20 protein-coding genes are annotated in these 22,375 nt (G+C 36.5%); 14 read left to right on the forward strand and 6 right to left on the reverse strand.

All coding sequences use genetic code 11. The features are described 5' to 3' along the window. Positions 1 to 197 precede the first annotated feature (197 nt). The 7 genes from SFA27_RS21995 to SFA27_RS22025 all read left to right on the forward strand — a co-directional run bounded on the left by SFA27_RS21995 (position 198) and on the right by SFA27_RS22025 (position 7,417). Complete coding sequence (locus tag SFA27_RS21995; protein WP_407294913.1) at positions 198 to 1,064, forward strand: helix-turn-helix domain-containing protein; 867 nt, start codon at positions 198 to 200, stop codon at positions 1,062 to 1,064. An 86-nt stretch (positions 1,065 to 1,150) separates the two neighbouring features. Continuing rightward, a complete protein-coding gene (locus SFA27_RS22000; RefSeq protein WP_407294915.1) occupies positions 1,151 to 1,570 on the forward strand; it encodes an OsmC family protein in 420 nt (139 codons plus the stop codon). A 177-nt stretch (positions 1,571 to 1,747) separates the two neighbouring features. Continuing rightward, the gene (locus SFA27_RS22005) at positions 1,748 to 2,353 is read left to right on the forward strand and encodes a TetR/AcrR family transcriptional regulator (protein WP_407294916.1); all 606 of its coding nucleotides are present in this window, start codon (positions 1,748 to 1,750) and stop codon (positions 2,351 to 2,353) included. A gap of 10 nt (positions 2,354 to 2,363) precedes the next feature. Further along, positions 2,364 to 3,632: an acetyl-CoA C-acetyltransferase gene (locus tag SFA27_RS22010; protein ID WP_407294918.1), complete on the forward strand. Its 1,269-nt coding sequence runs from the start codon at positions 2,364 to 2,366 to the stop codon at positions 3,630 to 3,632. 11 nt (positions 3,633 to 3,643) lie between these two features. After that, positions 3,644 to 4,069, forward strand: a complete 426-nt coding sequence (locus tag SFA27_RS22015; protein WP_264518872.1) for a PaaI family thioesterase — start codon at positions 3,644 to 3,646, stop codon at positions 4,067 to 4,069. A 2-nt stretch (positions 4,070 to 4,071) separates the two neighbouring features. Then, on the forward strand, positions 4,072 to 5,313 hold the full coding sequence (gene fabF, locus SFA27_RS22020) for a beta-ketoacyl-ACP synthase II (protein ID WP_407294921.1): 1,242 nt from the start codon (positions 4,072 to 4,074) through the stop codon (positions 5,311 to 5,313). Positions 5,314 to 5,746: 433 nt separating this feature from the next. Then, entirely contained in the window at positions 5,747 to 7,417 is a 1,671-nt protein-coding gene (locus SFA27_RS22025; RefSeq protein WP_407294924.1) for a metallophosphoesterase, read from the forward strand. Between the two features lie 39 nt (positions 7,418 to 7,456). Here the strand turns inward: SFA27_RS22025 and SFA27_RS22030 are convergent, their stop codons facing one another. Continuing rightward, complete coding sequence (locus SFA27_RS22030; RefSeq protein WP_047376285.1) at positions 7,457 to 8,212, reverse strand: murein L,D-transpeptidase catalytic domain family protein; 756 nt, start codon at positions 8,210 to 8,212, stop codon at positions 7,457 to 7,459. Between the two features lie 127 nt (positions 8,213 to 8,339). Continuing rightward, positions 8,340 to 8,867 (reverse strand): peptide-methionine (R)-S-oxide reductase MsrB, encoded by a 528-nt coding sequence (gene msrB, locus SFA27_RS22035; RefSeq protein ID WP_407298187.1) that lies wholly within the window; start codon positions 8,865 to 8,867, stop codon positions 8,340 to 8,342. A 95-nt stretch (positions 8,868 to 8,962) separates the two neighbouring features. Between msrB and SFA27_RS22040 the strand changes: the two genes are divergently transcribed. Further along, a complete protein-coding gene (locus SFA27_RS22040; RefSeq protein WP_407294927.1) occupies positions 8,963 to 10,207 on the forward strand; it encodes a DUF445 domain-containing protein in 1,245 nt (414 codons plus the stop codon). 19 nt (positions 10,208 to 10,226) lie between these two features. After that, complete coding sequence (locus SFA27_RS22045; protein WP_407294929.1) at positions 10,227 to 11,117, forward strand: hypothetical protein; 891 nt, start codon at positions 10,227 to 10,229, stop codon at positions 11,115 to 11,117. A 32-nt stretch (positions 11,118 to 11,149) separates the two neighbouring features. Here the strand turns inward: SFA27_RS22045 and SFA27_RS22050 are convergent, their stop codons facing one another. Together SFA27_RS22050 and SFA27_RS22055 are read right to left on the reverse strand one after the other, a co-directional pair. Next, positions 11,150 to 12,187: a quinone-dependent dihydroorotate dehydrogenase gene (locus SFA27_RS22050; protein ID WP_407294931.1), complete on the reverse strand. Its 1,038-nt coding sequence runs from the start codon at positions 12,185 to 12,187 to the stop codon at positions 11,150 to 11,152. Between the two features lie 371 nt (positions 12,188 to 12,558). Continuing rightward, positions 12,559 to 13,266 carry a pseudouridine synthase gene (locus SFA27_RS22055; RefSeq protein ID WP_407294933.1) on the reverse strand — a complete coding sequence of 236 codons (708 nt, stop codon included), beginning with the start codon at positions 13,264 to 13,266 and terminating at the stop codon, positions 12,559 to 12,561. A gap of 205 nt (positions 13,267 to 13,471) precedes the next feature. On the opposite strand from SFA27_RS22055, the gene SFA27_RS22060 reads away from it, so the two are divergent. Next, positions 13,472 to 15,013: a glycine--tRNA ligase gene (locus tag SFA27_RS22060; RefSeq protein ID WP_407294936.1), complete on the forward strand. Its 1,542-nt coding sequence runs from the start codon at positions 13,472 to 13,474 to the stop codon at positions 15,011 to 15,013. An 82-nt stretch (positions 15,014 to 15,095) separates the two neighbouring features. After that, the gene (locus SFA27_RS22065; RefSeq protein WP_264518880.1) at positions 15,096 to 16,625 is read left to right on the forward strand and encodes a hypothetical protein; all 1,530 of its coding nucleotides are present in this window, start codon (positions 15,096 to 15,098) and stop codon (positions 16,623 to 16,625) included. 73 nt (positions 16,626 to 16,698) lie between these two features. Here the strand turns inward: SFA27_RS22065 and SFA27_RS22070 are convergent, their stop codons facing one another. Further along, complete coding sequence (locus SFA27_RS22070; protein WP_407294939.1) at positions 16,699 to 18,027, reverse strand: M48 family metalloprotease; 1,329 nt, start codon at positions 18,025 to 18,027, stop codon at positions 16,699 to 16,701. A gap of 100 nt (positions 18,028 to 18,127) precedes the next feature. On the opposite strand from SFA27_RS22070, the gene SFA27_RS22075 reads away from it, so the two are divergent. From SFA27_RS22075 to SFA27_RS22085, 3 genes are read left to right on the forward strand one after another with little or no spacing between them, the layout of a single operon-like run. Continuing rightward, positions 18,128 to 19,261: a serine hydrolase gene (locus SFA27_RS22075; protein WP_081995451.1), complete on the forward strand. Its 1,134-nt coding sequence runs from the start codon at positions 18,128 to 18,130 to the stop codon at positions 19,259 to 19,261. Positions 19,262 to 19,266: 5 nt separating this feature from the next. Then, positions 19,267 to 19,878 (forward strand): YdeI/OmpD-associated family protein, encoded by a 612-nt coding sequence (locus SFA27_RS22080; protein ID WP_407294941.1) that lies wholly within the window; start codon positions 19,267 to 19,269, stop codon positions 19,876 to 19,878. Between the two features lie 14 nt (positions 19,879 to 19,892). Next, on the forward strand, positions 19,893 to 21,452 hold the full coding sequence (locus SFA27_RS22085; protein ID WP_407294943.1) for a helix-turn-helix domain-containing protein: 1,560 nt from the start codon (positions 19,893 to 19,895) through the stop codon (positions 21,450 to 21,452). 1 nt (position 21,453) lies between these two features. On the opposite strand, the gene SFA27_RS22090 is transcribed toward SFA27_RS22085, so the two are convergent. Continuing rightward, a complete protein-coding gene (locus tag SFA27_RS22090) occupies positions 21,454 to 22,365 on the reverse strand; it encodes a hypothetical protein (protein ID WP_407294945.1) in 912 nt (303 codons plus the stop codon). Positions 22,366 to 22,375: the final 10 nt, after the last annotated feature.

Consider the following 22,375-nt stretch of genomic DNA (forward strand, 5'->3'; position numbering starts at 1 on the left):
GGCAGTTTTGAAAAAAGGGTTAATAATATAGGACGTGGTACAAATCTTTGTAAAAATGATAAAATAATATCAATGTAAAAATATATTTCCGATTTATTTTATTCCAATTCCGCAGGATTGGTTTCAGAAATTTACGTTTCAATAATTTAATAGAGTCAAAATCATGCTTTTTTGTATCTTTAAACTAAAGTTAAAGTATGCCGCAACAGCTTATTTTTGAAGATCACTATAAAAGACTCGGACTGGAAATATTTTCAGAAGAAAACCTGGAGAACTTCAATGGAAATCATTTCAGAACTGATATCAAAGTATTTTTCATTCCTTCAGGATACGAGCTTACGGTAGACTTTAATCATTATAAAACCAAGAAACCTTCACTGTTTTTTCTGACCAATCAACACCTAAGCATCCAAAAAGGTAAAGATGAATCTATTCTTCTTTTCTACAACCGTGATTTTTACTGCATTCAGATTCATGATAAGGAAGTAGCCTGCGATGGACTTCTCTTTCATAATGTATTTGAAATTCCTTTCGTAGAGCTTGACCCTTCCGAAACGACTCTTATAAAAGGTCTGTTTCAGAATATTAAAGATGAGCTTGAATGGAAAGATTCGTCTGCGGAAGACATGATCAGAACCTATGTAAAACAGATCATCATCCGGGCTACCCGAAAATGGAAGAAACAAAATTTAGATAATGACACCCTCAGAATACCAGGCAGTGAACTTGATATTTTCAGAGATTTCAGCAGACACCTGGAAATTCATTTCAGAGAAAAGCATCATGTAGCAGAGTATGCTGAACTGCTTCACATAGCTCCGAAAACCTTAACTCATAAATTTAAAAACTTAAACCTGGATTCTCCCAATCAATTTATCATCAACAGAATTTTATTAGAAGCAAAAAGGCTACTTTTTTATACAGATAAACCTGTGAAAGAAATTGCCTACAATCTCGGCTATGAAGATCCGGCCTATTTCAACCGGCTTTTCACCCATAAAACAGGAAGTACACCTTCTAATTTCAAGAAAAATTATTCGTCGGGAAAAAAGTACAATATTTAAGTCTTTTTATCTATTGAAAACACCCCATCACCGACATACCTTTGTAACATCAAAATCAAACAACATTAAATACAAAAACAAACATTATGAGACGTAACGCAACAGCCGTTTGGAACGGTACCATCAAAGAAGGAAAAGGACACTTAACTACTCAAAGTACAACTTTAAATCAGACTCAATATTCTTTCAACAGCCGTTTTGCGGATGGTGTAGGGACAAACCCTGAAGAATTATTGGCCGCAGCTCATGCAGGATGCTTTACTATGAAACTGGATGCAGAATTATCACAGGCAGGCTACAACCCTGAAGAATTAAAAACAACTTCTGTAATCACTCTTGACCCAAACATCGGAAAGATTACAAAATCTGAACTGACTTTAACGGCTAAAGTTCCGGGAATCTCAGAAAAAGAATTCCAGAAATTTGCGAAGATTGCTGAAGAAGGATGCCCTGTAAGCGCAGCATTCAACTTTGAAATTACATTGAATGCTACTTTAGAAAATTAAGATTCAAAACATTTATATCAATAGGAACGGGCTTTGGCCCGTTTTTCTATTTTAAAAACAAACCTATTGGCTTTAGCCAAAAATTAAAGATCAAACTATTTTACAATCTAAACTTTTCAAATAAAATATACCGAGTGGTATATTTTTGTATATTTGCATAGTATTTAAACATTTATAATGTCGAAGGCAGAAAAAACAAAACAGCATATCATCGAGAAAACAGCAACTCTTTTTAATACGAAGGGTTATATTTCCACATCGCTGTCCGACATTACACAGGCAACCGGACTGACAAAAGGCAGTATCTATGGAAATTTTGAAAACAAAGATGAAGTAGCAATCGAAGTTTATAAATATAACGCAGGATTACTGGGCAAAACCCTTAGTCGCTCTTTTAGTGATGAATATCCTAAAGCCCTGGATAAGCTTCATGCTTTTGTAGATTTTTACCGGAAAAACTGGAAGTTTGTCTTTTCCAACGGCGGATGCCCATTAATGAATGCTGCAACAGAAGCTGATGATTCTTTTCCTGCATTAAAAACTCAGGTTAAAAGGTCCTTCGAACAATGGATGACTAAAATTTCAGGCGCAATTGCTGAAGGACAAAATAATGGTGAAATTGATAAAAAAATCAATGCTGAGCAATATGCATCCCTATTCATCATGCTCATTGAAGGCGGAATTCTGCTCTCAAAAACAATGGGTGATCAAAGCTTTCTAAACCATGCATTAGATAAAATCACCCACATGATTGATCATGAACTCAATATTCTTCCATCATAAATTATACAATATGGAAACAAAAAAAGTGGCTATTGTAGGATACAACAGAATTCCTTTTGCCAGAATGAATACTGCTTATTCAGAGCAGGGGAACCAGGATCTACTACTCGCCTCTCTGAATGGGCTGATAGATCGTTATCACCTTAAGGGAAAAAGACTCGGAGAAGTTGCCGGCGGTGCAGTGATTAAGCATATTTCAGAAAGTAACCTCATTAGAGAAGCCGTTATGAATACGACTCTTGATCCAGCAACTCCTGCATGTGATCTTCAGCAGGCATGTGACACAGGCATTGAAGCAGCTATTTATATAGGAAATAAAATTGCGTTAGGCCAGATAGAATGTGGTATTGCATGCGGAGTGGAAGCAATGAGCAACATCCCGTTCGAGTCTTCACCAAGATTAAGAAAAGCCCTGTTAAAGGCCAATAAAGAGAAATCGGCATTTGGAAAATTAAAACAATTGCTAAGCCCAAGACTGAAAGACTGGATGCCTATTCCATACAAAGGACAGGAACCTAAAACAGGTCTGGTAATGGGAGAACACACAGAAATTACAGCAAAATATTACAAGATATCAAGAGAGGAACAGGATCAATTAGCTTTGAAAAGTCATCAGAATATGGCAAAAGCTTATGATGAAGGATTTTTTGATGATATGATGACTCCCGCTTTTGGTTTAGATAAAGACAATAGCTTAAGACGTGACAGCAGTATTGAAAAATTATCCCAGTTAAAACCTGCTTTTGATAAACAGAACGGAACTTTGACAGCAGGAAATTCAACACCATTTACCGATGGAGCTTCAGCGCTTTTACTGGCCAGTGAAGAATGGGCAAAAGCCAACAACCTTCCCGTTTTAGCATATATCAGTTTTTCAGAACTTGCAGGAATAGAATATGTAGAAAATAAACAGGACTTACTTCTGGCACCAGTTTTTGCCGCAGAGAGAATGCTGAAAAAAGCAGGTATGAGTTTATCAGACTTCGATTATTATGAAATTCATGAAGCATTTGCTGCACAGGTTTTAGCCACCATAAAAATCTGGGAAAATGATGAGCTTGCGCAAAAATTCGGATTGGAAAAAGCCCTCGGAAAAATAGACAGAAGCAAACTGAATGTAAAAGGAGGAAGCCTTGCAGCAGCTCATCCATTCGCAGCAACAGGAGGTAGAATTATCGCAACACTGGCCAAATTACTTCATGAAAAAGGCAGCGGAAAAGGGTTTATATCCATTTGTGCTGCGCGTGGACAGGGAGTAACCATGATTTTAGAAAAGTAAAAAACTCAAATATGGATAGATTAGCACAATTACAACAATTCATAGGAAAAGAATTTGACCAGTCACCATCACCTTTTATGAAATGGCTCAATCCTATTGTTCTTTCCGTAGAAGAAGGACAACTGGAATTTCAATATACCATAAGACCGGAATGGCTGAACCCAATCGGAAATCTTCATGGTGGAGTTACTGCAGCCATTATAGATGATGTCATCGGTGCCACTATGTTTTCTTTAAATGAAAATTCTTTCATTACCACTATAAATAATGTCATTGATTATTTTTCAACTGCAAAAGAAAATGATAATATTGTAGCTGAAACTAAAATCATTAAAAGAGGTAAGCAATTCGTAAACGCACAATGCGAGATATGGAACGCAGACAAAACACGATTAATCGCAAGAGGAACCTCTAATTTATTCAAAATCAATAACTAAATATGAAGAGAGTTGTCATTACAGGTCTTGGCGCAGTGACGCCTTTGGGAAATAATGTCGAAGAATTTTGGCAAAACAGTATCAATGGAGTGAGTGGAGCAAACAAAATCACCCATTTTGACACAGAAAAGTTTAAAGTACACTTTGCTTGTGAGGTTAAAAACTTTGATCCAAAGGTTCATTTGACACACAACGAAATCAAAAGAAGTGATTTATTTTCACAATATGCAATGTACTCCACTGCGGAGGCATTAAAAGATTCCGGGCTTGAACTGGAAAATATGGATCCGTTTGATATAGGTGTTATCTGGGGAACAGGACAAGGTGGAATGTGGACTTTCGAAAGTGAGGTTATGAATTTCGCGGCTGGAGACGGAACGCCAAGATTCAACCCTTTTTTTGTACCGAAATTCATTGCCAATATGGCTTCGGGAATGATTTCCATGAAATATGGTCTTCAGGGAATCAATTACACAACGGTTTCAGCGTGTGCAACAGGAAATACGGCATTGATGGATGCCTTCAACTATATCCGTCTTGGAAAAGCAAAAGTAATTGTGAGCGGCGGTTCTGAAGCGGCTATTTCTCCGGCTTCAATAGGAGGATTTTCCATTATGAAAGCCATGTCTACAAGAAATGACGACTTTGCAACAGCCAGTCGTCCTTACGATGCAGAAAGAGATGGTTTTGTAATGGGTGAAGGTTCAGGAACTCTAATTCTGGAAGAATATGAGCACGCCAAAGCAAGAGGAGCAAAAATCTACGCAGAATTGGTAGGTGCAGCAATGACAGCAGATGCCTATCATATGACAGCACCTCATCCTGACGGTGTTGGAGCAATCAAAGCAATGCAGCTTGCTCTTAACGAAGCAGAGATCAATGTAGATGATATTGATTATATTAATCCTCACGCAACCTCTACTCCTCTTGGAGATCTTGTTGAGCTGAATGGGATTAATAAATTGTTTAAAGGAAGTAAAAATCTTGACATCAGTGCAACTAAATCCATGACAGGCCACCTGTTGGGAGCTGCCGGAGCTGTTGAAGCAATTCTTTCTATTAAAGCTATTCAAAACGGAATTATTCCGCCAACCATCAATCTTCATTCTATAGATGAGAATATTCCGCAGGATATCAATATTGTTTTTGGAGAAGCAAAAGAAAAAGAGATTACCTATGCTTTAAGTAATGCTTTTGGGTTTGGAGGGCATAATGCTACATTAATTTTCAAGAAATTCAGTTAGAATTTAAATGATATTATGCTAAGTCCCTGTACTGTATGGTACAGGGATTTTTCTTAATAATTTTTTACAAATTTTTGAGAATCCAATTCTTCCATATTTCTTTTTAATGAATTTGAATCCTTTTCAAACTCTACGACACCTCATTTATTTTACTTTATTTTCAAAAAACACAACGGAATTCGTCCCGCATTTGATAAGATCAAATCAGTATACAGTTATAACATTACATGAAATTCAACTATATTGTTTAATAATTATCGACTTATACTCAATTATAGTTATTTTTTACTTAATTCCTATTTTACAGTTCCATTGTATTATTTTTATTTTCAAAAAAACTATTATCAATTTCTAAAGCTTATACAAATTTTATCCACAGATATATAAGGTTTAGAAATATCATAGTTTATAACATCAAATCAATTTATTAAACATGGAAAAAAAAATTTATGGTATTTTGATGATATTCTTTCTGCTAAGCAGTTGCAAGAATACTATTTTAAACACAACATCTGAAACTTCAGATGGGACTACAACAAACCAAATGAATTTAGATTCTGAAGGTCAGCTATTATTGCCAAATTCCAGTTGGAAGTACCTTGACAACGGATCAGATCAAGGTACCGCATGGCGTGGCACTAATTTTAACGACACCAGCTGGACAACCGGTTCCGGACAGTTCGGTTTCGGTGACGGCGATGAAGCTACTGTATTACAATCAGGGCATATCACTTATTATTTCAGGAAACATATTAATATTACAGACGCCAGTGCACTTCCGGGATTGCTGACGTTATCTATGATCCATGATGATGGAGCCGTTGTATACGTGAATGGAGTTGAGGTTTTACGGACAGCACTCCTTCCGCAAACCGGTCCTATTGCATACAACACAGGTACAAGTACATTCGTACCTACAGCACAAGAAAACAATTTCTTTGATTATAAAATTGCATCTTCTTATTTTAAAACAGGGGATAACGTTATTGCAATAGAAGTACACAACCAAAATGCAGACAGCAGCTATGTATCATTTGACTGTAAGATAAGTGAAAGTTCCCAGCAAGACCCTGACGGCCCTTATGTATTTATACGAAACAACAGCTATATTGTAAAAAGCATTGACCGGGCACAGGGCTTTACAACTCAGACATTCTCTACACGAAGCCAGGTTGCTTTAACGGTACAACTACCTGACGGAAATTCTTTCCCAGTAAGTCTGCAGCCTCAATTGACGAATCGTGAGCAGGCCGAATATTCTACTTTACCCGCTAAATATTTTGCAACGTCTGATATTGAAGGAGGTATCATGGGTTTTATCCTGATGCTGCGTAAAGCTGGCATTATTGATTCAAATTATAACTGGAGCTATGGCAACAGCCATTTATATATAATGGGTGATGTTTTCGACCGTGGACAATATGTATCACAATGTCTCTGGCTTATTTATAAACTGGAACAGGAAGCAGCAACAGCAGGAGGAAAAGTACATTTTGTGTTGGGAAATCATGATATTATGAATTTAACCGGTAATTTTAAATATGTACACGACAAATATAAAACCAACGCACCTGTATTAGGTGAAACACTTACTACATTATACGATGCAGACAGTGAACTGGGCCAATGGCTCCGCAGCAAAAATATGATTGAACGTGCCGGGAATACCTTGTTTCTACACGCAGGGATAAGTCCTGAAGTGGCAGCGCTTAACCAGTCTGTTACCACACTCAATACTTATGTAAACCCGGTCATAAACAAAATCTGTACTTCTTCAGATTGTAAGGCTGCCACAAACAGCACTACCGGATTATATTGGTATCGTGGCATGGCAAAGCAGGAGCTTACACAGACGCAGGTAAATTCTATACTTACCTCTTTAGGAGCTGAACGGGCTTTTATTGGCCATACAATACTTGACAATAAGATTACCCTTTTGTATCAAAACAAAGTGGTAGATCTTGACATATCGCATGCCAGCAATTATCAGCAGCAGGGATATATGGAAGGTGTTTATTATAATGGATGTTATTTTAAATTTCACACCACTCAATCTCAAACCACTTATACCCCACTCATCGGAACCGGTTGTACACAGCCTTAAAAAAAACCGGCTGTCTCAAAAGTGAGGCAGCCGGTTTTTTTATGCTTTCAACCATTCTGAAGAAGAAAGATAATTCTGATCAGGATAATAGATGAACAGACAATTTTTTCCTTTAATCGTATTGATTATAGACTGCGTCAGTTCTCTTGGGACGGCAGGGCATCCCCAGCTTCTTCCAATTCTTTTGTGCATCGAAGCAAATGCATCACTTACATAATCCGCACCATGCATTACAATTGCTCTTCTGTATGCAGCATCATTAAAGCCCTTATCCATTCCCAATAACTTCAGAGAATATCCGTTATCACCCTGATATGTTGCATCCGTGATATAAAATCCCAGACTGCTCTGCAGCGAACTTTCCTTGTTTGAAAAATTCGTCGCAAATTCTTCGCCGGTATTTTTTCCGTGTGCCACTAATGAGTTGAACAGAACTTTTTTATCTTCCAGATCAATGATCCAAAGTCTTTTTGTGTTGGAAGACATAGAAAAATCGCAGATAGTCAATAAATGTGAGTCTTGGGTAAGCAATCCTGCTTTTTTTAAATTTTCATAGCCAGTCAATGCTTTGGAGAACACTTCATAATTAAGTTCATGTTCCGGGTCAAATGCAATAGATTGGTACAATGCTTCTGATGAAGACACGGTAGTTGCGCCCTTCTCAGATTTCGTTTCAGCTACTTTTTCAGTTTTCGTTGTTTTTACATTCTCACTTTTCGCCGCTACTCTTGGGGAAATGTAGAATGAAGTCGTCACCATGTAAACAAGGCCTAATACGCTATAAAATCCTTTCATTCAATACTGTATAAATCCAAATTAGTGGGGCAAAATTATAAAAACATAATTACCAAGGGGTTATAACTCTAAAAAGTTTAACGCTATTTAAGAAACTTTAACGTCCTGATTCTGTGAATTAAAAGTCTTATTTTTGAGTATCCGCTACAAATTCCAGGCTTACAGAATTCATACAGTATCTCAATCCTGTAGGTTTCGGACCATCATCAAAAACGTGTCCCAGATGGGAATCACATCTTTTGCAAAGCACCTCTACACGATCCATTCCATAAGACTGATCTCTTACATAATAGACTCCTTCTTTATCAGCTTCAAAGAAACTAGGCCAGCCGCAACTGCTGGAAAATTTTGATGTAGAGCGGAACAAGTGGTTTCCGCACACCGCACAATAATATTCTCCTATCTCATCAAATTCATTATATTTTCCGGTAAAAGCTCTTTCTGTTGCTGCTTCTCTGGCAATTGCATACAAGTCAGGAGCCAGTATTTTTCTCCATTCATCATTGGAAATATTAAGTTTTGCAGTATCAGTTCTGGAATAGTATGGATTGTTTTTTGCTTCTGTATTTTCCATAGAGGAGGTTTTAATAGGTTCGTATTTCTGCGTACAAGCCTGCAGAAAAAATAATAGGGTGATTGAAACTAAAAATCTCATCGTAAATTTCATTCTTTAACCGCAAAAGTTTTGAGGTCTAAAAGCTTTTATTAAGATTAAACGGTTTCATAACCAAATTTAGTAAATTTGAGAATATGAATGACGAAGCAAAAAGAAAACAACTGAGAAAATATAAAGCATTTGCCACAGGATTATTTGTTCTGATGGCCGTTATTTTCATTGTTACCACTATTTTACAGAAGTCTAACAGCTCTCATTGGATCGGTTATGTTCGGGCCTTTGCTGAAGCGGCGATGGTAGGTGCCCTTGCAGACTGGTTTGCTGTAACAGCATTATTCCGTCATCCGCTCGGGCTTCCAATTCCCCATACCAATCTTATTGAAAACAGTAAACAAAGACTGGGAGACAACCTTGGAAATTTTGTAGTGGGTAATTTTCTTTCTCCTCAGAATATACGTCCTTACATCCAGAAGCTGAAAGTTTCCAATTTTGTAGGAGAATGGCTGGCAAAAGAAAAGAGTCAGGAAATTTTGATTAAAAACCTTTCAGATATTGTACTTGATATTCTTAATAAACTGGATGATTCCACAGTAAGCCAGTTTATCAGCAAAAAGGTGTCTGAAATGACGGATGATATTAAACTTAATAAAGTAGTTGGAAACGGAATAGGTTATATTCTGGAAAAAAATGATCATCAGAGAATCATCACCAACCTTTCAAAACAGATCAAGGAATATATTATTGAAAATGATGAAATGATCCAGGAACGAGTAAAGAAAGGCAGTTATTCATTCATTCCATCTTTTGTAGATAATAAAATTGCGGATAAAATTGCCGACGGACTTTCTGATTTTTTCAAAGAAATAGAAGAAGATCCTCAGCATGAAGTAAGAGGATTGATTACGCAGAAAATTCATGAATTCTCCGTTGACCTGAAAGAAGATCCGAAATGGGATGAAGAATTTAAAACCATCAAAAACGGACTTCTGAAAAATGACAAACTGGATGAATATTCCAATGACATCTGGGTTTCCATCAAAAACACATTGATGAAAGAACTCCAGGAAGAACATTCCGCTTTGAAAAATTACCTTTCTAAAAACCTGAATGAGTTTGCACAAAACTTAAAGACAGATGAAAACCTGCAGAACAAAATTGACCATTGGGTTCGGGTGACGGCTTATAAATATATCCTGAAAAACACCCATCAATTCGGGAACCTCATCAGTACTACCGTTGGGAACTGGCAGGGAAAAGAGCTCAGTGAAAAACTGGAGCTGGAAGTAGGAAAAGATCTTCAGTTTATCCGGGTCAACGGAACACTGGTCGGCGGTTTGGTAGGGCTTATTATCTACACCATCGCCCATTTCTTCCTCTAAAAAACTAAGACAGCCAACCATGAAAAAAATATTTACTTTATTATTTTCTTTAAGTCTCACATTTTTTCTCAGTCAAAAAGTTGAATTAAAGAAAGTAACTGATTCTTCACAGATTTTCACCGGAGAGATTGGAGGAATACCTATCACCATGCAGCTCAACTACACAGGAGTGGTAGATTGTGACCAGTATCAGCATTATGTTGACGGATGGTATTATTATGATAAATACAAAAAGAAAATTCCGCTCACCGGAATATATGATTATTATGGTGATTTGTCTTTATATAATTTCGGGGCTAAGCAGAAACAAAATTCCAGAATTCTAAAAGAGCAGATCACTTCCCTCCAAAAAGTAGAAAAAACGAATGAAACGGTACAAAAACTAGCTCCCCAGGAGTATATTATATTGGAAAAAATCAGTATGAAAAATAACCCTATTCTTGGTCATTTTTATCAGGGTAAAAAAAATATGCCTGTACAATTATTCACCGGTAACGCAATGATCTACCGTCTCAATAATTATCTGTTTCTACCCAATAATAAAAAGATCAATACATTTGATTTCATTAATAAAGCCGGAGGAAATGAACTGGTTTCCTATTCTTCAGGAGAAAATGGAAACAGGGTTCTGCTCTATTTTGAACAGACTTCAAATTTTAATGCCTGCGGACAATGTGGAGCCAGTGATGGTGAAAAAGGTTACAGAGTTCTTTATTTTACAAAAGACTGGAATTATAAAAATTATGAAGAATTCCTGACCGAAAGCTGCTGGGAAAACATTTATGATACTAAGAAAACGAAATCAAAGGACAAGGAAACAATACAATATAAAGTAAGTAAATCTTACTCTTCTCCCGCGTATACATTTACTGTGGATCTGAAAAATGCTTCCATTGTAAAATCAAAATAAAAAAGAGAGCTGTGTAAACTCTCTTTGTATTTTTATCTTGGTAATCTGCTTGCTCTTTTCAGAAGTTCCTGATTGATTTCGTTGATCAGTTCCGGACCTTCATAAATAAAGCCTGTATACAGCTGAACCAGTGTAGCTCCTGCATCTAGCTTCTCCATAGCATCTTTTGCAGAATGTATTCCTCCCACTCCAATGATCGGGAATGCTCTGTTACTTTTATCGGAAAGATATTTGATCATTTTTGTACTTCTTTCACGGATTGGTTTTCCGCTTAATCCTCCGTTTCCGATCTGTTCTAAAACTTCCGGAGAGGTTTTCAGACCTTCTCTGTTCACTGAAGTATTGGATACTACAATACCATCAATTTTTGTTTCAGCAATCAGTTCAATGATTTCATCTAATTGATTGTTATTAAGATCCGGTGCAATTTTCAGGAGTATAGGTTTCTGTACGGATTTTGATTGGTTTATTTTCTTTACTTCAGTAATCAGCTCTCTCAGATATTCTACATCTTCAAGTTTGGCGTGGCTTCCTACATTCGGGCAGCTCACATTCAGTACAAAGTAATCTACATGAGGATGAAGACCTTCGAAACAATCCAGATAATCCTGGGTATAATTTTCCGGGCTTGTATCTGTATTTTTTCCGATGTTTCCACCGATGATTATTTTTCCTTTGTTGGATTTCAGTTTTTCAATAGCTGCTTCCAGACCGTCGTTGTTGAATCCCATTCTGTTGATAATCCCGCTATCTTCTATCAAACGGAACAATCTTTTTCTGGGATTTCCAGCCTGAGCTCTTGGGGTTACCGTCCCGATTTCTACAAATCCGAAACCTAAGTCTCCCAATTCGTTAAACAAAACTGCATTTTTATCGAAACCGGCAGCCAGTCCTACAGGATTTTTAAATTTCAATCCGAAAACTTCTCTTTCCAGACGTTTGTCTTCAACAGGTTTTGGGAAAAATAATTTAGTGAAAAATCCAAAATTCTTAAGCATTGAAAATGTAAAGTGATGAACATCTTCAGGATCAAATTTGAAAAGAATCGGACGAATGAGCGATTTGTACATTGAAAAAAAGTTTTACAAAATTACTCATTTTAAAATTAATGCTCGATTGATGTATGATATTTTATCAAAATGTCTGATATATAGTATCTATAAGATAATCAACAACTGTAAATTTCTAAAATCAGTGAGATTTTTTTAACGCTACCATCGCAAAGAAGTATGACAATCCTGAAAACATTTTGTTCGCAAGGGCGTTTCACTAAGCGAAGTACGCGCTATCAGCCTTGCTGAACGAAGTGCCTTTGCGATCGGAAATAAAAATCATTAATTAAACTTTGCGAACATTGCGTTAAAGCAATAGAAACAGAGAAATACCTCCATCATCTTTGTCAAGGTTTTAAACCTTGACAAGGGTATTTATATTTAAAATCTTAAAGTTTTAATGAAGAGTATGCACTCAGATCCAATTTCAGAATATCTCCTACTCTTTTAAATTCATCATCTATAGTAGCATTTACGGTAATTCTTTCGTTAGAAATAGGATGATTAAAAATCAATTGATGTGCATGAAGCGTCATTTTGCTGATCTCAAATGTTTGAAGCCACAATTTATTTTGTTTATTACAACCGTGTTTTCTGCAGCCTAAAATAGGATGCAGGATATGTTTAAAATGTTTTCTCAACTGGTGAAATCTGCCCGTTTCAGGAATAGCTTCCACTAAACAATATCTCGAAGTCTGATGTTTTAAAAAAGGTAGATCTATTTCCGAAGTCTGCAAACGGCGATAGTAAGTAACAGCATTTTGTTTAACTTCATTTTCATTAACCAAATCATAGTCAATTGTTTCCTCTTCTTTTGCCCAGCCACGAAGAATGGCCAGATATTTCTTCTCCACTTCGCGTGATGCAAACTGTTCGCTCATGATTCTAAGGGTATCTTTATCTAAGGTAAACAACAGAACACCCGAAGTTTTTCGGTCTAACCGGTGTACGGGATACACTTTTTGCCCAATCTGTTTCTTCAGCTCCTGAATAGCGTAGGCATCGGCTTCTCCCGCATAGAAAGATTTATGAACCAGTAATCCGCTGGGTTTGTTGATGGCAATAATATGCTCGTCACGATAAAGAATTTCTAACATGATGCAAAAGTAGAAATTTTCGACTGATATAGCCCTGATTGTAACGGCATCCTTTTGCAAAGCAAAAGATAGAGTGAAAAGCGGGTTCCCGGCTCCTTAAAAATTAAATTGTAAATATTTGCCTGTTTATGAATGCTTTTTTTATTGAATCTCATGATTTTGGATCCAAATTGCTATTTTTGCATTTCAGACGTTTAAAAAAATTATGGCAAAGCAAGAAGATGTTTTCAAGAAAGTGATTTCTCACGCTAAAGAATATGGTTTTATTTTCCCATCAAGTGAGATCTATGATGGTTTATCCGCTGTTTATGATTATGGACAGAACGGGGCCGAACTTAAAAATAATATCAAACAATACTGGTGGAAGGCTATGGTACAGCTTAACGAGAATATTGTGGGTATTGATTCGGCAATTTTGATGCACCCAACAACATGGAAGGCATCAGGCCACGTAGACGCTTTCAATGATCCATTGATTGATAATAAAGATTCTAAGAAACGTTTCAGAGCAGACGTTTTGGTGGAAGACTATTGTGCTAAAATTGAAGATAAAGAGAACAAGGAAATCGAAAAAGCAGCAAAAAGATTCGGGGATGCTTTCGATAAGGATCAGTTTGTTGCTACGAATCCAAAAATTCTGGAATACAGAGCAAAAAGAGAGGCTATTCTTTCAAGACTGGCAAAATCTCTGGAAAATGAAGACCTTGCTGATGTAAAAGCTTTGATTGAAGAGCTTGAGATTGCAGATCCTGATACAGGTTCTAAAAACTGGACAGAGGTAAGACAGTTCAACCTGATGTTCGGAACAAAACTGGGGGCTTCTGCAGACAGTGCGATGGATCTTTATCTGAGACCTGAAACGGCTCAGGGAATCTTCGTTAACTTCCTGAATGTACAAAAAACTTCACGTCATAAGCTTCCTTTCGGTATTGCACAGATTGGTAAGGCATTTAGAAATGAGATTGTTGCAAGACAGTTTATCTTCAGAATGCGTGAATTTGAACAGATGGAAATGCAGTTCTTCGTTGCTCCGGGAACCGAACTTGAATTCTATGAGCAGTGGAAACAAAAACGTCTGAACTGGCACAGAGCTTTAGGTTTAGGAGATGATAACTACAGATTCCATGATCATGAGAAATTGGCTCACTACGCGAATGCTGCTGCTGATATTGAGTTTAACTTCCCATTCGGATTTAAAGAACTGGAAGGTATTCACTCAAGAACAGATTTCGACTTAAAGGCTCATGAAGAATTCTCAGGAAGAAAGCTTCAGTTCTTTGATCCAGAAAGAAACGAAAACTATGTTCCTTATGTAGTGGAAACTTCAGTAGGTTTAGACAGATTATTCCTTTCTATATTCTCTCACTGCTTAAAAGATGAAGTATTAGAAGACGGTTCAGAAAGAACGGTTTTATCTTTACCTCCGGCATTAGCGCCAATTAAAGCGGCTATTCTTCCATTGATGAAGAAAGACGGTTTAGCAGAATATGCAGAAAAAATCTTCAATGACCTGAAATATGACTTCAACTTATTCTACGAGGAGAAAGATGCTATTGGAAAACGTTACAGAAGACAGGATGCCATTGGTACTCCATACTGTATCACCATTGACCATGACTCTCTGACTGAGCACACAGTAACCATCAGAGACAGAGACACGATGCAGCAGGAAAGAGTTCCTGTTTCAGAGTTGAGAAGAATCATTGATGAGAAAACGAACTTCAGAAATTTACTTTCTAAAATATAGTTGAAAAGCCCCGATCTCGGGGCTTTTTTATTTTTCGCAACATATGGGTTAATTTATTACATTTATCCCTCAAATTTTAACCATGAAAAAAATAACTCTGATCATGTTTGGACTCATCCAGACATTTGCATTTTCCCAAACCCAGGATCTGACAACACTTGCCGCTGGGGATCATGTGGGAATGAATGCTTTATTCGATGATAAAGACAACCTTTACGGTTACGTTTCTCTATATTCTTACGGAAAATCCGGTGATAAAACCAAAAAGTTTGAGTATGTAATCCTGGACAAAAATCTCAACCCTGTTGCCAATAAAGAGTTTGAAGGAGATATCACTGCTGCATCTTATTTAGGATATGTTGATTTTAAAGGACAGATTATCTTAAAACCTTCCATGATGGATTATTCTCTGGTCAAAAGCAGAGAAGTATTCACTCCTGTTTCTATGGTGATTGACCCTAAAACAAACTCTATTACCAGAAAAATATATTATGACTATCTGGAAAACGGCACTTTCAAAGAAATCAACGAGCCGAAGAGCTGGAAAGAACAGCGTAAGGAAAATCGTGAGGAAAAGAAAGATAAAGGATACAACTATGTTTCTGCCGTAGGGGAGCTGAAAGAAGGTGGTTACTTTGCTGTAGAGTATAAAGATTACGGAAAGTATGAAAATAACAACAGCCTTATGAAGTTCGATGAAAACAAAAAGGAGGTTTGGAGATATAAATACAATACTGACGGAAGCAAGAAAATCTACACCACCCTGTCTGTGCTGGAAAGAGATGAGAATTATATGTACTGCATCATGAAGAAAGTGAATGAAAAACAGAAAACATTCAGTCTTCTTGTTCTTGATATGAAAACCGGAAAAGAGACTTCCAACAAACCGGTAACCGGGTTATCTGATGATACCATAGACAATATTGAATCCTTCTACTCCAATTACAGAAAGATTGATAATGATAAAGATTTTGATGATAAAGTGGTTCTGCTGGGAAGAAACTATGATGATTCTGAGTCAGTGGGATTTGCAAGAATGATGGTAGACAAAAAAAACTTTACTGCAGATACCAAAACAATCAATTATGAACCGAATATCTCAGCCTTCCTTCCAAAAGTGAATAAAAATGGCATGGTGGAAAACGGATATATGCTTCAGACTAAGGATATGTATTTTATGAATGACGGAAGCGTAGGAATATTATCTGAAAAATATAAACCTGCAGGACAATATAACGCCCCCAAAACAACAGACCTTGTTTACATCTACACAGATAAAGATTTCAAAGTGAAAAATGTACAGGTTTTTGAAAAAGAAAAATCAAAATGGGTAAACAGCGATTATCTCTTTTCGCAATACCTCAACGGTGGAAAAGACGTAGTATTTTTCTACCGCGACTATCAGAAAGATGAAGTAACAAAGCAGAAAAGATGGAATTTGTTCATCAATACCATTATTGATGGAAAATTCAAACAGGAGATTATTCCTATTTCTGAAAAAGATAATTATGCAGTCACGCCATATGTAGGAAAAGAAGGCTATATCCTACTTCGTGAGTATAATGAGAAAGAAAAATTCAATAAGATCCGTTTGGAGAAATTGAATTACTAATACAAAAAAGAATCCTGATCTGTATCAGGATTCTTCTTTTTTAAGTTTTGGCTAAAGCCCGTTTCTATTAAAATCAGTTTGCTTTTGCTATAGTTTCATTTGTCTGATAAAAGTCTGCAATATTTTTTATTTCATCCAAACTTAAGTTCCACATAAAGTTCAGAAACTGCTGGTAACTTTCACTCTGATTTTTGGGTTCTATACGATCCAGATACCGGTTCAGATTATAGTTTTTTCTAGCTTCATATATTTTGGAAAAGCATCTTCCCAGCCAGCTTTTATAATATTTTTCTTCTTCTTCATCCTGCAGAAACTGCATAGCTGCATAAATTCCCTGTCCATAGTCTTCCGAGTGGAAATAGTTGGGCAAAATTTCCATTCTTGCTGTTTTCTTTAATGTTACAAATAGATCCGAAGGTTTTTCCGGAGCCATTGGGCTTTTAAGTTCTGTAAATGTTTTTTTTAGCATTTCAATTCTTCTGGACACTTCCGGGTGTGATGCAAGGGAATCTTTGTTCAGCTTTTCTCTGTAAAAATTATAATTGTACAGTGAAAAATCTTCCTTCTTCATCCATTTTTCATTAAAGGCCTGCTTTGGAAGGTTAAAAAGCTTTTTATACGTTTCCATCTTCAGCTCTCTTGGTGAAATAGTATCAAAATCCTGCAGTCTTTGAAGCGCATTTACAAATTCTGTTTTCTTAAAATCACTGTTTTTAAAAATAACATATCCCAAAGAATCTGCCTGCATTTCGCTTTGCCTCTTTTCCACACCTTTTTTATACACTGTATTTTTAAAGATATCGAAAGCTTTCTGATTCTGGCTCTGGCTGCGGCTTGTAGTGGTTGATTTTATATTTTCAACCACAATTTTATCCAATTTATCCTGTTGGATAATTTTTAAAAAGGTCTTCAGGGAATGTTCTTCTATTTTATGCCCCAATTCATGGGAAATCACAGCTGCAATCTGCTCTTCATTATTGAGCCAGCTGTAAAGCCCCATATTGATTACAAAAGTTCCGTCAGCAAGGCAGTAAGCATTGGGAGTATTGTCTTTTGCGATCAGAATTTTCAGGTCCTGAGGGATTGTAGGATTATTCTTTTTAAGACGCTGGATCACAGACTGTATGCTGATTTCAAATTCAGATTTAAAGATAAAATCCTTATTCTTCACCTGCTTTTGAAAATCAGTTCCGAATTCTTTATAGATTTTGGATAATTCAGAGCCCGTTTTCCCGGAATACTGAGATTTTAACCTCTTTACAGTCGCTTCATTATTCCCTTCAAAATTCTTTAAAAATGCTTTTCTCTGTATATAATCTGCGGTATCTATCGGTTTATAAATCTGGGCTGTTCCCATGATTGAAAATAGGAAGCATCCCAATACAATAAGTTTTCTGGTCATAGTTTTCATCAAATAAGAACAAAAATAGCTTATTTGATGATTCATTTTAATTTTTATAGTCAAATTATTCTAAATTTGTTAAAGACCCATTTATGAAAAAATGAGAATACTAAAGTATATGATAGGCGGAGCTGTAGCCGGTGCGGCAGCGGCTTATCTTCTGGGATATGATTATTTATTTAATGGTATTTCCAAAACCTATCTTAAAGGAAAATCAAGTGCACATATTGATGACGGAAATCTTTTCCCAAGCAATCCTATTGCTACAGAAGAACCTAAACTCTGGGAAGAAGATCCGGATTATAACAAAAAAGATTTACCTAAACATTTAGTTGAAAATTTAAAACACTCCAGAACAGCAGCTTTTGTTGTAATACGGAATGGTAAAATTCTTCATGAGCAATATTGGAATGGTTATAATCAGCTTTCACAAACCAATTCTTTTTCGATGGCAAAAGCAGTGACTGTGATGCTGTTGGGAAAAGCATTGGAAGAAGGTATTATTCCGGCTATTGATGAAAAGCTATCTGATTTTTATTCTGAATTTAAAGATAAGCCATTCGGAAATGAAGTAACTCTTAAAAACCTTGCCCAAATGGAATCCGGGCTGGACTGGGATGAAAATTACAATAATCCGTTTCTTCCCAATGCCAAAGCTTATTATGGAAAAAGCCTTGTAAAAGCTGTATTCTCAAGAAAATTTAAAGAAGAACCGGGAACAAGATTCGAATACCAGAGCGGTTCTACACAGCTTCTTGGTTTTGCCTTACGAAAGGCTCTGAATCAACCATTAGCGAGCTATTTATCAGAAAAATTCTGGATTCCTTTGGGAATGGAACAGAATGCTAAATGGAGTACAGATGATTATGGAATGGAAAAAACGTATTGCTGCATTCATTCCAATGCAAGAGATTTTGCTAAGCTGGGGCAGCTGTTTCTGAATGATGGAAAAGCCGGGGATCAACAGATTCTCAATGCTGACTTCATTGAACAAATGAGAACTCCTACTGAAAAGTCTGAAAACATTTATGGAATGGGACTGTGGATCAACCATGACAACCCTATCAAACATTATTATTTCCTGGGATTACAGGGACAGTATATTATTATGGTTCCTGAACACAATATCGTTATTGTAAAAACCGGAAGCTACTCCAACAACCCTAAAAATGACAGAGGAAGACCTGACCAGGTGAAATTCTTTGTGAATGAAATTGTACAATTATTCCAATAAACACTATGGATAAACACAGCATAAAAGTTGATGAATACATTGAAAAATCTCCGGATTTTGCAAGGCCTATCTTAAATTACCTCCGTGAAACGATTCACGAAGTCTGCCCTGATGCGGAAGAAGCGATCAAATGGAAATTTCCTACGTTCATGTATAAAGGAAAAATTCTTTGTTCCATTACGGCTTTCAAACAGTATTGCAGTCTTGGATTCTGGCTGCATCAGGAGATGAAAACATTAAAGGAAATAGAAACAACTGCTGAAAGAAGCTCAATGTTCAGCTTAGGAAAAGTAACAAGGATTGAAGATCTTCCGCCAAAACCTCAGCTAAAAAAAGCCATTAAAGAAGCAATGGAGCTTACGGAAATGGGAGTTACAATGAAGAAAGCTCCTCCCTCCAAAACAGAAATGGAAATCCCTGGTTATTTTCAGTCAGCTTTAGATGCTCATCCAAAGGCTCTCGGTATTTTTGAAAAGGCTTCACCATCCTTCAGAAAAGAGTATATTGCATGGGTTATAGAAGCCAAAACAGATGCTACCAGAAATAAAAGATTGGAACAATCTTTGGAGTGGATAACCGAAGGTAAAAGCCGTAACTGGAAATACCAAAAAAAATAAAACACAAAAACACAATGAAGAAAAAAATTATTCTCTTTTTCTTCCTTATTATTTCGATTTCCGCATTCTCTCAGTCATTTGATTTTGAGGGACAGTACAAGTATGCCCGTACTCTTTCATCCAAGAATCCGGACAGTTCGGAAATCGTTCTGAATAGGATTATAGATTCAGCACAGAAAAGAAATCTCCCTGAATTTCTTGCAAAAGCTTATTATTTGAAATCATTCAACAGCTATTTAAAATCTGATGCTGAGAAAAGTCTTGATTTTGCAGATAGAGCCCTTAAAATATCTACCCAAAACGATTATACTATCGGGAAAGCTCTGGCTTACAGGATGCAAGGTACCCAATATGCAAAGCTCGGACTGCTTAAAGAATCTTCCAAGAGCCTTCACAACGCCCTATCTGAGGTAAAAAACAATAATACAGAGGAAGGACATGAGCTGAAGGGAATGATCTTTAATTCTTTTTTGATCCTTCTTAATCAGAATCAGTATAAAGAGAAAGAGTTTTACTCTAAAAGTGCCATTCAGGAATTTCAGAAGCTTAAAAATGCAGCCCGGCGAAATGAACTGCTGATCTCCGCTTATACCAATATGGGGTATAACTTATCAGAAGTAAAAAGATTTAAAGAGGCTAAATATTATTTTGTAAAAGCCCTTTCTTTGGTTGGAGAAAACAATTATTATCTGCGGTCTACTATACTGAATGATATCGGATTCTCTTTCTCAAAACAGAATAAGCCGGACAGTGCTGTGCTTTATTACCAGAAAGCATTAACCATTGTAGATCAGTATGGTTTCAACGAAAAAAAGATTGAAGTCACCAAAAACCTTGAGGAAGCCTACACCCAGCTTCATGACGAACCCAATACGGAGAAATATAAACTTGAAAATCTTAAATTAAAAGACAGCATCGCCTATAACAAAGCAATGGCTGTCAACAAAACATTATCCAAAAAAGAGGAATGCTTTGATCAGCAGCTCAATGAAAGTCATTCCATTTCAAAAAGGCTTATTATAGCTTGTCTGGCTCTGATCATTGTTTTGGGGATTGTTATTTTTAACAGCATACGTCTTCGCAAAAAACATAAAGAAGCTGTTTCCAAAATTTACAGAGAAGGTATTTCTCCAGTGGTTTATGAAGAAGATCCTCAGGAAATTTCTGATGATATCCAAAATAAAAATACCCCTACTCCCACAGAAATAAAAATTTCACCTGAAGTAGAGGAAAATATTTTGAGTGGATTAAAAACCTTTGAAGAAAGTCTTGAGTTTAATAACAAGAACATTTCACGTTATAATCTTGCAAACACTCTGAATATCAACACAAAATACCTTTCAGCGGTCATTAAAAAACACAAGAAATTCAATTTCAACCAATACATTAATCATCTGAGGATCAATTACATTGTCAACCAGTTGAAAAACGAACCACAGTACAGAAAGTATAAGATCAACCATCTTTCTGAAATCACAGGATATTCATCCCACAGTGCTTTTTCTCTTGAGTTCAAAAGAATCACGGGTCTGCATCCGTCAGCATTTATCAAAACGCTGGATGAAATCACCTGATTTACTGTTCTGCAATGGTAAGATTATTATAACCGCCTGTATTATTTAATGAGAAATTAGCAACAATTGAATTATTTAAATTAAACCAAATGTAAGGCATCAGCCTCTGCCCTGCAGTCATGTAAAATGAGGCAGTACAATTACTTCCTGCATCAATATTTCCTACACTGTTTGAGGACATGGTATTAACGCACTTTACCGTATTTACAATATTGGTAACTGCCAATCCTGCCGTATTATCATAGAGCTGCCAGATCGCTTCTATCTGAATAGGATTTAAAGGATCTGTAGTATAATTAATTGCTAATGGAGCCAGATCTGTAGTGAAAGAAGCTACATAAATTCCGTTTCGGGGTGCAGTAAAAATACCTGTGGCAGCATTGAAATTTGTACCGGAATTACTTTCAAATGTTTTACTCCAGTCTACAAGATAATTACTTGCTCTGTTCTGCAATCCTGTAGTTACCGTCGGAATAGACGGAGTGGCCAGTTTTACATTATTATTGGTTTTAGCTGCAATAACAATTACTTTATTATTTGTGGGTTGTGCTGTGAGCAAAGGAAGCCATTCATTTCCATTAGAATATTCCACTCCGTTGTTATAGCGTACTGCTCCCTCATCAGCGGCAAGCGCAGTTAGTGAAGAAGTTCCAAAGCCAATGGCTCCGTTTCCGGAATTTCTGGCATCAATTTTTGCAACCGGGATGAGAGTTCCCGCTCCTATTTTTCCGGTACTATTCACAAGAATATCATTACTCTGCTGAGCTGGCGTAAATGTTGACCCTGAAACAGGATTATCTTTTTGTCCGTCAATATGCAGGATACCTTGTGGATTTGGAGTATTGATTCCAACCTGTGAAAATACACAGTGGAAGCTTAAAGTCATTAAAATCAGTAAACAATTTTTTTTCATCATCTGTCTT

The sequence above is a fragment of the Chryseobacterium sp. HR92 genome, from assembly GCF_045689405.1.
GTDB lineage: Bacteria > Bacteroidota > Bacteroidia > Flavobacteriales > Weeksellaceae > Chryseobacterium > Chryseobacterium viscerum_A.